An 11,817-nucleotide genomic window follows, 5' to 3' on the forward strand; every position below is an offset into this window, starting at 1 on the left:
ATGGAGCAACCCGCAATAACACCATGGCAACGTTTAATTGGCCTCATGAAACTGGAAAAAAGGGATATTCGACAAATATTCTATTACGCCATTTTCTCGGGTATCGTAGCTTTATCACTTCCTTTAGGAATTCAAACCATTATTAATTTAATTCAAGGCGCACAGATATCAACATCTTGGGTGGTTTTGGTAGTCTTAGTGACGCTTGGTGTCGCCTTTTCTGGGGCGTTACAGCTCATGCAACTACGCATTATTGAAACCATACAACAACGTATTTTTACGCGTTCCTCTTTTGAGCTGACTTACCGTTTCCCGAAAATAAAAATGGCTGAATTGCGCCATTACTATCCACCGGAATTAGCAAATCGGTTTTTCGATACATTGATTATCCAAAAGGGATTATCTAAAATACTTATTGATGTTCCTACGGCCCTTCTGCAAATTCTATTTGCACTATTATTACTATCGTTTTACCATCCATTTTTCATCATTTTCGGAATCTTATTACTTTTTCTCATATTCATCGTTTTCAAATTTACCGCCAAAAGAGGTTTAGAAACCAGTTTGGTAGAATCTAAAAACAAATACAAAGTCGTTCATTGGATCCAAGAAATCGCTCGAAGCATTACCAGTTTCAAACTTTCAGGAAACACAAGCCTAGCATTAAGTAAAAACGATTATTTGGTATCTAATTATTTAGAATCGCGAGAAAACCATTTTAAGGTTTTAATGATGCAGTTTATACAAATGATAAGTTTTAAAGTGATTGTCACGGCAAGTTTATTGCTCATTGGTGGTGCTTTGGTATTGAATCAACAGATGAACATTGGGCAATTTGTAGCTGCTGAAATTATCATTTTATTAGTCATCGCCTCTGTAGAAAAACTGATTCTTGGATTAGAATCCTTTTACGATGTTTTAACGTCCATTGAAAAATTAGGAGAAATAGTTGATAAAGACATCGAAGACCAAGAAGGTGAAAAACCTGTTTTTAAAGGCGACATTACTATAGAACTAAACGAAGTTTCCTATAGGGTTCCAGAGAGAGACGGTCCTATTATGTACAATATATCACTTCATATAAATTCAAAAAGTAGAATTTTAATACTTGGAGAAAGTGGTGCCGGAAAATCTACATTATTACGCCTTATAGCTGGTGTTATTGAACCTACTGCTGGCTATATTTACATTAACAATTTATCTGTAAACAGTTTAAATTTAAATCATTATCGAGCACATCTAGGCTTATCATTAACAGAAGAATCCCCTTTTGACGGTACCATAAAAGAGAATTTAACTTTTGGAAACACAACTATAAGTGATGATGCCATTTTTGATGTTTTAAACAAAGTGGGGCTTATGGACTTTATAAAGGAGCAACCTAAAGGATTACAAACCATTTTAAATCCAGACGGTAAACAAATGTCGCATACCGTATCTAAAAAAATTATTTTGGCAAGAGCCATAATAAAAAACCCAAAAGTACTCATTTTAGAAGATGCCTTGGATAGGTTTAACCCAATAGAAACCAATGCCATCATCGATTATATAACACATCCAGATAGGCCATGGGCACTTATAGTGGTTAGTGGTAATAATAGTTGGAAATCAAAATGTTCCCAAATAATTCAATTGGAAAAGGGTGAAATTAAAAACATAGACCATGCTTAACATATCTCACAATTCGGTAAATAAATATGTAGACTTAAATCAATTCAAGTCTACCCAAAAAATATTCAACAAACCCTATTACAAACAATTCAACAAATTCTTGCTTGCTATGGCGATTATCGCATTCATCGTACTTTTTTTACCATGGACACAAAACATAACTGGGCAAGGGCAAGTAACCACGTTGAAACCAAATCAACGGCCACAAACCATACAGTCCCAAATACCGGGACGTATTGAAGAATGGTATGTTAATGAAGGTGATTTTGTAAAACAAGGTGATACCATAATGAGAATTTCTGAAATAAAAAGTGAGTATTTTGATGATAAATTGGTAGAAAGAACCAGTGACCAGATTGTTGCCAAATCGTCATCAGTTGGTGCTTACCAAGGTAAAGTAGACGCATTAAACAGGCAAGTTGCCGCGTTGTTAAATGAGCAAAAATTAAAGTACCAGCAAACACAAAATAAGTTGATGCAAGCCCATTTAAAAGTAAAAAGCGACAGTATCGATTTGGAAGCTGCCAAAACAAATATAGAGATAGCAGACCGCCAATTTAACCGTACCCAAACCTTGCAAGACGAAGGACTAAAAGCCGTTAAAGATGTAGAAGAAAAGCGTTTAAAGCTTCAAGAAACCCAAGCCAAGCTAATATCGCAAGAAAACAAGTATTTGGCAAGCAAAAACGAGGTCATCAATGCCCAAATAGAATTATCCAGAATTAATGCTGAATATGTCGACAAAATTTCCAAATCACAAAGCGATATGTACACGGCACAATCTAGCGGGTTTGATGCCGAAGCACAAGTAACCAAACTAGAAAACGAATACACCAATTATGTAAAGCGAAACAGTTTATTGTACGTAACAGCTCCGCAAAGCGGCTATATAAACAAAGCATTAACAGGTGGTATAGGTATTACCTTTAAGGAAGGTGAAGCATTGGTAGGTATTATGCCACAACAATATGATTTGGCCGTAGAAACGTATGTAAGACCAATTGATTTACCACTGCTACATATTGGTGAAAAAGTCCGTGTTCAGTTTGATGGTTGGCCTGCTATTGTTTTTAGCGGTTGGCCCAATGCAAGCTATGGTACGTATGGTGCTAAAATAGTTGCTATTGAAAACTTTATTAGTGACAATGGTAAATACAGGGTATTATTGGCACCTGATGAAACCGACTACAAATGGCCTGAAGCGATACGAGTGGGTTCAGGTGCTTACACTATTGCACTTTTAGAAGATGTGCCTATTTGGTTTGAGCTATGGCGACAAATTAATAGCTTCCCTCCAAACTATTACCAACCACAAGGCAACAGTGAAACCGCATCAAAAAAAGATAACTAATGAGAGTTTTATTATTAACTATATGCCTTTTCGTAAGTCTTTTTACATCAGCCCAAAACGACAGTATCTCGGTCATTAGCCTGTCTGAATACATAAGTTTCGTAAAATCCTTCCATCCCATAGTAAAACAAGCGAACTTAATAATTAATGAAAGTGAAGCCAAATTAATGAAGGCCCGTGGTGCATTCGACCCAAAACTGGAAGCAGATCGCGATAGAAAAACCTTTAGCGGCACCGAATATTACGATAAATTCAATGCTGCATTTAAAATTCCCACTTGGTATGGCATCGAACTAAAAGGGAGTTTTGAAGAAAATGATGGCGTCTATTTAAATCCAGAAGCAACTATTCCAGAGGGCGGCCTGTACAGTGCTGGAGTTTCTGTATCGCTGGCCCAAGGTTTATTAGCGAACAAGCGTATGACCATGTTAAAACAAGGCAAATTATTTGTAAACCAAGCCAAAGCAGAAAGGCAGTTATTAGTGAACAACATTTTATACGAAGCCACCTTAACGTATTTTAATTGGCTAAAAACTTATAATGAAAAACGTGTTTACGAAGATTTTTTAGATAATGCGGACATGCGTTTTAATGGTATTAAAAAGAATTATGAAGTTGGTGAAATGCCAGCCATTGATACTTTAGAAGCCCGTATTGCCTTAAACGATAGAAAATTAAATCTTGAAAAATCGAATATTAAATACATTAAAGCCTCTTTAGAATTATCCAATTATTTATGGCTGAACGATAATACACCCATTGAAATTAAAGAGCATATTATTCCAGATATTAATACTCTTGAAACTATTGACGAAACATTGAGTATGTCGTTACTGAACATAGAAGATTTAGATTTGGAAAATCATCCGAAGCTGCAATCCTTAGATCTTAAATTCCAAAGTTTGACGCTTGAAAAACGCTTACAGTTAAACAATTTACTTCCAAAAATAGATTTGCAGTATAATTTTTTATCTCAAACACCCGAAGTGACGCAGTCGTTCAGTACCTCGGCATATAAAAGCGGATTGCATATTAGTTTTCCTTTGTTTTTAAGAAAAGAACGAGCCGATCTAAAATTGGCCAAACTTAAATTGCTGGATACGGAATTCGAGATACAATCAACAAAAATCACATTAAAGAACAAAATAGATGCAATCATTCAAGAATTGAATTCCTATATCATACAAAACGACTATACCAACACCATTGTTTCAGATTATAACGTCATGCTAAATGCCGAGGAACGCAAATTCTTTTTAGGTGAAAGCTCTTTGTTCTTAGTAAATTCCAGGGAATCAAATCTTATAAATGCCAAACTAAAAGCCATTGAATTGGAGTATGACTTTTTTAAAACCAAGGCGACCTTGTTTAATGTCTTGGCACCTCCTATAGAATAAAAAAGAGCTAATGCATTTCTGCAAAGCTCTTTTTCCCAAGCTAAACTAACCTGTTGGGGGTAGTTATTTTATTCTAGATTCCCTCCCGATAGCTATCGGGATTCACGGGAAATCGAAGATTCGACGAAGTCAATTTATTTAAATCTTAAATGTCATAACCGGTAAATTGGCATGGTTTGCTACATCTTCGCCAATACTTCCTTCAAAAAAGCTTGCCAATCCTTTTCTGCCGTGGGTTGGTATTACAATTAAATCCGCTCCAATCTTATCAGAAAAATTCAAAATACCTTCTTCAACCGTATAATCGGATACATAATGCACATCGTCCATTTTATCCAAATTCCTATCGGCTTTTGTGAAAAAATTAACCACCATTTTTTCTATTTCTGTAGATGTTTTAAAACTATTGGTAGGCAAGTTTACATGCACCATCTGAAATTTACAGTCCAGTTTTTGCATCATTTTAGAGGCATTCAAATATGGCTTAATGGTTTCTTCTGAAAAATCGCAAGCAAAAATGGCTGATTTAAAGTTTATATTGTGTAAATCGTTTTTTATGACTAAAACAGGTACATCTGCATGCCTAACCACACGCTCTGTATTAGAGCCAACAAATAAATCGATAACACCGCTTGTTCCATGGGAACCCATGATTATGATATCGGCATCATGATTTCTAACTATGTCGTTAACTTCACTAAACACCTTAAAATGTTTTATAATAGGGGTTACTTTTATATCTTTTAAATACTCTTTTTTAAGGAAGTCTTCAAATCGTTGCTCTGCCAATCTAAAAAAGAAAACGGTTTTTTCATCTATGAAACCTTCAGAAGAGGTTAGCATGACATCTGCCATTTCTAACATGTGCAATGCTAAAATTTCGGCTTTGAACTTTTTAGCAAACTTAGCGGCTGCTTTTAGAGCAAATTCTGAATGCTCTGAAAAATCTATGGGGACGATGATTTTTTTCATAATATGATATTTTATTTTAGATTCATAATTAGCGATGAGATGCTGAAACAATCCCGATAGCTATCGGGACAGCATGACAAAACTAAATTAATTCTGCATGACAAATCAATATCAGTAATCAAACCGTCATTGAAAACAAGTTTGTATTGGGTTGTTTTCGTTGTAACAACAAATCGAAAGCCATACAAATGTTTCTGACAAATGGCTGACCTTTTTTAGTAACCTCAATACTATTGCTCCCAATATTAATCAATCCATCCATTTCCATTTCCTTTAAACGGGCAATCACCTCTGGAAGTTCTTTAAAATAAAAAGAATTTACCGTCCAGGATGTTTTAAAACGGCACATTAAGTTAAGAATATGCGTTCTAATTACCAAATCTTCTTCATTTAAAATATGGCCCCTTTGTACCGGCAACCTATTTTCTTTCAGTAAACGGTAATAAGCTTCAAGATTTTTTTCGTTTTGCGAAAACGCATATAAACTATCACTTATGGCAGACACTCCCAAACCAATCATGGCCTGTGTTTTTGATGCCGTATAACCCATAAAATTTCTGTGCAACTCCCCTTCCACCATCGATTGGTACAAGGTATCGGTTGACAATGCAAAGTGGTCCATACCTATTTCGGTATAACCAACTTCGGTAAGCCGCTTTTTTCCTAATTCGTATTGTTTTCTTTTAATCTCTGGCGTTGGCAAATCATCATCATTAAATCCGCGTTGTCCGTTGCCTTTAATCCATGGCACATGGGCATAGCTATAAAATGCCAACCTATCTGGAAGCAATTCCTTAGTGTTCAAAATAGTTTGTTCTATATTTTCCAATGTTTGGAACGGCAACCCAAAAATAATATCGTGCCCAACCGATGTATAGCCTACCTCCCTAGCCGTTTCTGTTACTCGTTTTACATTCTCAAAAGGCTGTATTCTATGTATTGCTTTTTGTACTTTTTCATTATAATCCTGCACACCATAACTTACACGTCTAAAACCCACACTATAAAGTGCCTCTAAATGCGCTCGTGTGGTATTATTAGGGTGTCCTTCAAAACTAAATTCGTAATTATCGGCTCGTTCAGAGGTATTTAAAATGCCTTCAACCAAACGTTTTAAATTATCTGGACTAAAAAAAGTTGGCGTGCCCCCACCAAGATGCATTTCCTTAATAATGGGTTTTTCGTTAAATAAATCTAAGTATAAATTCCATTCTTTTAAAACCGCATTTAAATAAATATCCTCAACACTATGTTGTTTGGTAATGCGCTTATTACAACCACAAAATGTACACAGGCTTTCGCAAAAAGGCAAGTGAATATAAAGGCTTATGCCTTCTTTATAATTACTTTCATCAAACGATTTTCTTAAAGAAGATGTCCATTTTTTCAAGGAAAAGGTTTCCTCATTCCAATACGGTACTGTTGGATAGCTGGTGTATCGAGGACCTGCAATATTGTATTTATTGATTAATGAATTTTGTAGCATACTAACAATTTATTAAGTCAAAAGTAGCTGAGCTTGCTTTTAAAAAATATGATATAAGTCATAAATCCCTTGTGCCTTTTGAAACATGAATTTACTATCAGACCGAGTGTAAATGAATTCAGAAAATAAATTTCTATTAAAATGCTTACGCCTTTTTATATAAAATTTGTAATTGCATGTATAAAGCAGTAACTTTAACCTAAAATACTAAAAACCTAAAAAAATGAGAAAACTAAGTTATATCATAATTCTAACAGCCTTGAGTTTGGCTGCTTGTAAAAACGAAAAAAAGCAAGAACCCGTTATGGAAAGCGACACTATGGAAACAGGCATGGAAGCGCCTACATCTAAAGAATTAAACATAACATTAAACCCAAAAAGCGAAAGCAGCGCTGCGGGGACTATTATTTTTAAAGAAGAAAATGGTACCGTAAACCTGCATGCCATGATCACTGGATTAACGCCAGGCGAACATGCCATCCATATACATGAAAAATCGGATTGCTCTGCTCCAGACGGCACATCTGCTGGTGGACACTGGAACCCAACAAACCAACCGCATGGTAAGTGGGGTGCAGAAACAGGTTACCATAAAGGTGATATAGGAAATTTTACCGCTGATGAAAATGGAAACGGCATGGTGATGTTCACCACCGATGAATGGTGTATAGGTTGTGATGATGACAGCAAAAATATTATTGGTAAAGGTGTTATTGTACACGCTGGAACCGACGACTTTACAACACAACCAACAGGTGATGCCGGTGGTAGGGTGAGTTGTGCTGGGATTATTGAGTAAATTGTTTAGTTGTTGAGTTGTTTGCTGTTGAGCTGTCAGTTCGAAATTCTTTTTCTGAATGTTGTATCGAGAACTTTATCCTGTTATTGAGTGGTTTAGGACTTCGGCTGCGCTCATCCTGACATAAAAGGGTTCTAGGTATTGGGTGCTGGGTTCAAGGTACGGAATATATAATGTTTTATTAAAAAATTAAAAGCTACTTTAACGAGTAGCTTTTTTATTTTATATTTATTACTTTCGGAAACTTAAATACTTTTGATGTCATTAGATGCCCTCGTAGAACAATTTAAACAGAAAGACGAAAAAGCTTTTGAAACTCTATATAACATGTATAGCAAAAGTATGCACGGTGTTATTTACAACATCGTTCGGGATAACGATATTGCCGAGGAAGTGATGCAAGATGTTTTTGTAAAGGCTTGGCACAATGCCAGCAGTTATTCCTCTGATAAGGGACGTTTCTTTACCTGGATCCTTAATATTTCCAGAAACGCCGCCATCGATAAAACACGCTCAAAAAACTTTAAGAACTCCAAACAAAACCTCAATTCCGATTTTTTCGTAGATATCCTCGAAACTAGCGACAGTTTAGATAATTCAACCGACGCCATTGGCATTAAAAAGTTTGTCACCAAGCTTGCCGAAAAGTGTAAAAAAGTTATCGAACTCTTGTATTTTAAGGGCTATACACAAAGTGAAGTGTCTGAAACGTTAGACATGCCCATAGGAACCGTGAAAACAAGAAATAGGCAATGTATTCAAGAACTTAGAACCATTGTATTGAAAAATGGATATTAAAGCATACATAGAATCCGGCATATTAGAGCTATACGTAGCAGGTGCACTTTCTGAAGCAGAAAATAAGGAAGTGTATGCCCTTATGCAACAACATCCCGAAATTTTACAAGAGGTTTTAGATATTGAATTAGCCATAGTAGAACTAACAGCATCCGTTTCCCAAAGTACTACCAGAAAATCATTAGAACTCATTAAAAAAACATTAGGCTTTAACGGTACAGATGATGCCAAAGTTATTTCCATAGCTAAACCTAAATATAACTGGATTACATATACAGGTTGGGCGGCTTCCATTATTTTGGCAGTAGGTTTATTATGGACCGTCACCCAAAACAATCAGTTAAAATCAAACATTCAAACTGTTGAAACCCAAAAATCGCAGTTGGAGATTGAGATTGAATTTGCTAAAACCAATTTAGATAAGGCCAAAACCCTTATTTCTGTGTTGCGTGATGAAAACATTACCCAAGTGCCATTAACTGGTCAAGGCCCATTTGCGGCAACCTACGCCAAAGTGTATTGGGATACCAACGCCAAGCGTATTTTTTTAGATGTGGATGGTTTACCAGATCCACCACAAGGCATGGTGTACCAAGTATGGTCGTTAACCCTAAATCCGTTGACTCCTGTAAGTTTAGGAACGCTTGACCAATTTACTACAGACGATAACAAGATTTTTGAAATAGCCAACCCAAACCAAAGTGAAGCTTTTGGAATTACCCTGGAGCCTGCTGGTGGTAGTGCATCGCCTACTATGGAACAATTGTATACGTTGGGGGTTGTAGCTTCTAGTTAAGGTGTTCGTTGTTGAGTTGTTTGTTGTTTGTTGTTTGTTGTTTAGCTGTCAGTTCTAGGGAAATCTTATTCTATTATTGTTATTTTCTATTTTTATTATTTATTCTTTGTTTCATTGAGCTCTGGGTATTGGGTGCTGGGTTTGAGTGATATTCTTTTTCAGAATTTAGTATCGAGAACTTTAACTTGTTGTTGAGATGTTTGTCGTGGAGTTGTTTAGAACTTTCAAGGTTCTGGGTTTTGGGTTCTTGTTTGGAAACTTACAGCACTACTAATGGGTTCTCGATACAATTCGCTTGTGGCCAATCACTCGAATTGACATTATCATATACTTTAGGCATAAAAATCCTCAACATTACATATATTTTCAACCTGATTTATAATTGAATCGTGGTTCTGATTTTGTTTTACTATTCATCAAAAAAAACAACTAAAAAATTTTATTTGTAAGAATATTTATTTGTATATTTAGGATTATAAATACAAATAAATTGGCTGCTTTACCTACTGTTACATTACAATCCCAATACTATAAAGATTCAAACCAAATACTTATTGGGTTTAAGTATAATGAAGCCCTTATTAAATTGGTAAGAACGTTGCCGAATGCCGTTTGGAGCAAAACGCTGAAAAGTTGGCACATAAAGAACAGTCCAGAACATTTAAAATTGATTTTTTCGGTATTTAAAGACCATGCCTTTGTTGATGCCAAACTATTATTCAGCAAGCCGGCCGTAAAACCAAAAACGTTCCCCGAGAAACGCCAAAGGCAATTAAGTCAGGATAACAAAAATCTGCTGAATGCTTTTTTCAAATATTTAAAAGGCAAGCGCTACGGCGAAAGCACCGTAAACACCTATTGCTTTTTTATGGCTGAATTTATTGATTTTAACAACCAAAAGGCCATCCATTTTTTGAATAATAGAGATGTGGAGCTATTTATTGAAACGGTATTTATTAAACGTAACTATTCCGTAAGCACCCAACGCCAATTTATTAGTGCCTTAAAATTGTTTATTGTTTTTTGTCCGGACACCCAAATTAACGATTTGGAGTTGACGCGTCCCAAAAAATCAACCATATTGCCGTCGGTACTATCGCAGGAAGAAACCATTAATCTGTTGCGATGCACCAAAAACCTCAAGCACAGAGCCATTTTGGCATTGCTTTATTCGGCAGGCTTGCGGATAAGCGAATTGCTGAATTTACGTGTAGAAAACATTTTAATACATAGAAAACAGATTTTTATTAAAAATGCCAAAGGACGAAAGGATCGATATGCCACGTTGGCGGACAGTTTTTTACCGTTGCTTCAAAATTATTTAATGACTTATACGCCATCGGTTTATTTTGTAGAAGGCAAAAAAGGCAGTATGTATTCGGCAAGCAGTGTTAGGAAGTTTTTGGCGAAATCGTGTCAAGAAGCCAATATAAAAACAACTGTAACCCCACATACTTTAAGGCACAGTTATGCTACACACCTACTTGAAAATGGTGTTGGCATTCGGCACATACAAGAACTTTTAGGGCATAGTAAACCAGAAACCACGATGATATACACGCACGTAGCAAGAAAGGATTTAATCAACATTAAAAGCCCATTAGACCATGCTTTGGAGCAATTATTGGAATCCCAAAAAGGAGACCAAAAAGCCCTATTATCCCGAAATATTTAATGAATAATGAGTATATTTACCCACATATAGCCAGTTACCACCCATTAAAGAGAACGTATGAATGAAAGAGTAGAGTGCGGATTTAGGAATTTTAGATAATAAGAATATGGAAAAAATAAATAACGTAGAAATAGATAACGGATATTCAAAGCATCAGTTACAGTATGTTCAATCACCAAAAGAAATTATTTCGGCGGCATATACGGTAACGCATAGATTAGAAGAAGATATTGTAAAAGAAATAAACGAAAAGGGAATAAAATTACTAATAAAGACAAACTCCGACTATTCTATGGTTGAATACTCGGAATTAATAACCGATGATTATGATTTAAAGCATAGGTTTAACGAAAACCATCCTAGGAGTTAGTATATGAAAGGTTTTTTGCGTCATGCTCGTTTTTGAAACCAATTAAAAAACATATTTGAGCAGTCATGATATATATATTTTTATCACCAAAATCGTAACCGTTTTTAATGAAAATCGAATGAATATCATAAAACCTTAAACCATTCTTTAATTCTGGATTTACGGTAATTGGATAAATGATTTTTTGTGGATTGGCAACTGACATATTTTAAAGTTGTATATAAAGTAGAATTACTGTTTCTGTTCAGTTTCTTTATTGTCAACCAAATAAAGAATCAAATAATAACCAAGAAATGCAATCGGAGAAAAACGAGGATAAAGAAAGGTTAACTGACAAAACAAAACAAACCCGAGAAACAGTATTAAGTATTTCGGACTCAACAAAACAAAAAACCATTCCTTAACAGACATTGAACGGATTTAAAAACAACGGCTGACCAAAAAACGGGTGGTAACACCGTGTATAATTAATTGCTAAACTGTTTTACTTCGGAAAAGACCC

At 35.5% G+C, this 11,817-nt stretch carries 11 protein-coding genes; 8 read left to right on the forward strand and 3 right to left on the reverse strand.

The features are described from left to right. Genes CSW08_RS04370 through CSW08_RS04380 form a run of 3 tightly spaced genes read left to right on the forward strand, consistent with a single transcriptional unit; the run spans position 1 to position 4,419 of the window. On the forward strand, positions 1-1,671 hold the full coding sequence (locus tag CSW08_RS04370; RefSeq protein WP_106658678.1) for a peptidase domain-containing ABC transporter: 1,671 nt from the start codon (positions 1-3) through the stop codon (positions 1,669-1,671). Then, positions 1,664-3,022, forward strand: a complete 1,359-nt coding sequence (locus tag CSW08_RS04375) for an HlyD family secretion protein (RefSeq protein ID WP_106658679.1) — start codon at positions 1,664-1,666, stop codon at positions 3,020-3,022. Before CSW08_RS04370 ends, CSW08_RS04375 begins: the two co-directional genes overlap by 8 nt. Then, positions 3,022-4,419 carry a TolC family protein gene (locus CSW08_RS04380; RefSeq protein WP_106658680.1) on the forward strand — a complete coding sequence of 466 codons (1,398 nt, stop codon included), beginning with the start codon at positions 3,022-3,024 and terminating at the stop codon, positions 4,417-4,419. Before CSW08_RS04375 ends, CSW08_RS04380 begins: the two co-directional genes overlap by 1 nt. A 138-nt stretch (positions 4,420-4,557) precedes the next feature. Here CSW08_RS04380 and CSW08_RS04385 read toward each other — a convergent pair whose 3' ends face one another. After that, positions 4,558-5,391 (reverse strand): universal stress protein, encoded by an 834-nt coding sequence (locus CSW08_RS04385; protein ID WP_106658681.1) that lies wholly within the window; start codon positions 5,389-5,391, stop codon positions 4,558-4,560. A 118-nt stretch (positions 5,392-5,509) separates the two neighbouring features. After that, positions 5,510-6,877, reverse strand: a complete 1,368-nt coding sequence (hemN, locus tag CSW08_RS04390) for an oxygen-independent coproporphyrinogen III oxidase (protein ID WP_106658682.1) — start codon at positions 6,875-6,877, stop codon at positions 5,510-5,512. A 223-nt stretch (positions 6,878-7,100) separates the two neighbouring features. On the opposite strand from hemN, the gene CSW08_RS04395 reads away from it, so the two are divergent. The 5 genes from CSW08_RS04395 (at position 7,101) to CSW08_RS04415 (ending at position 11,315) form a co-directional block, all read left to right on the forward strand. Beyond that, positions 7,101-7,676: a superoxide dismutase family protein gene (locus CSW08_RS04395; RefSeq protein ID WP_106658683.1), complete on the forward strand. Its 576-nt coding sequence runs from the start codon at positions 7,101-7,103 to the stop codon at positions 7,674-7,676. A 258-nt stretch (positions 7,677-7,934) separates the two neighbouring features. Further along, complete coding sequence (locus tag CSW08_RS04400) at positions 7,935-8,474, forward strand: RNA polymerase sigma factor (RefSeq protein WP_106658684.1); 540 nt, start codon at positions 7,935-7,937, stop codon at positions 8,472-8,474. After that, complete coding sequence (locus tag CSW08_RS04405) at positions 8,464-9,270, forward strand: anti-sigma factor (protein WP_106658685.1); 807 nt, start codon at positions 8,464-8,466, stop codon at positions 9,268-9,270. The genes CSW08_RS04400 and CSW08_RS04405 overlap by 11 nt, the downstream gene beginning before the upstream one ends. A 490-nt stretch (positions 9,271-9,760) precedes the next feature. Further along, complete coding sequence (locus CSW08_RS04410) at positions 9,761-10,945, forward strand: tyrosine-type recombinase/integrase (protein WP_106658686.1); 1,185 nt, start codon at positions 9,761-9,763, stop codon at positions 10,943-10,945. Between the two features lie 106 nt (positions 10,946-11,051). Then, positions 11,052-11,315 carry a hypothetical protein gene (locus CSW08_RS04415; protein ID WP_106658199.1) on the forward strand — a complete coding sequence of 88 codons (264 nt, stop codon included), beginning with the start codon at positions 11,052-11,054 and terminating at the stop codon, positions 11,313-11,315. On the opposite strand, the gene CSW08_RS04420 is transcribed toward CSW08_RS04415, so the two are convergent. Further along, entirely contained in the window at positions 11,305-11,520 is a 216-nt protein-coding gene (locus CSW08_RS04420; RefSeq protein ID WP_106658198.1) for a hypothetical protein, read from the reverse strand. The genes CSW08_RS04415 and CSW08_RS04420 overlap by 11 nt on opposite strands. Between the last annotated feature and the right edge of the window lie 297 nt (positions 11,521-11,817).

This window comes from Confluentibacter flavum, assembly GCF_002843175.1.
In the GTDB taxonomy this organism is placed as follows: domain Bacteria; phylum Bacteroidota; class Bacteroidia; order Flavobacteriales; family Flavobacteriaceae; genus Confluentibacter; species Confluentibacter flavum.

Bases quoted from the DNA above. Each gene is read 5' to 3' on its own strand.
- CSW08_RS04370 (WP_106658678.1), top strand. From the start codon at position 1: ATGGAGCAACCCGCAATAACACCATGGCAACGTTTAATTGGCCTCATG.
- CSW08_RS04385 (WP_106658681.1), bottom strand. From the start codon at position 5,391: ATGAAAAAAATCATCGTCCCCATAGATTTTTCAGAGCATTCAGAATTT.
- CSW08_RS04375 (WP_106658679.1), top strand. From the start codon at position 1,664: ATGCTTAACATATCTCACAATTCGGTAAATAAATATGTAGACTTAAAT.
- hemN (WP_106658682.1), bottom strand. From the start codon at position 6,877: ATGCTACAAAATTCATTAATCAATAAATACAATATTGCAGGTCCTCGA.
- CSW08_RS04405 (WP_106658685.1), top strand. From the start codon at position 8,464: ATGGATATTAAAGCATACATAGAATCCGGCATATTAGAGCTATACGTA.
- CSW08_RS04415 (WP_106658199.1), top strand. From the start codon at position 11,052: ATGGAAAAAATAAATAACGTAGAAATAGATAACGGATATTCAAAGCAT.
- CSW08_RS04395 (WP_106658683.1), top strand. From the start codon at position 7,101: ATGAGAAAACTAAGTTATATCATAATTCTAACAGCCTTGAGTTTGGCT.
- CSW08_RS04400 (WP_106658684.1), top strand. From the start codon at position 7,935: ATGTCATTAGATGCCCTCGTAGAACAATTTAAACAGAAAGACGAAAAA.
- CSW08_RS04420 (WP_106658198.1), bottom strand. From the start codon at position 11,520: ATGTCAGTTGCCAATCCACAAAAAATCATTTATCCAATTACCGTAAAT.
- CSW08_RS04380 (WP_106658680.1), top strand. From the start codon at position 3,022: ATGAGAGTTTTATTATTAACTATATGCCTTTTCGTAAGTCTTTTTACA.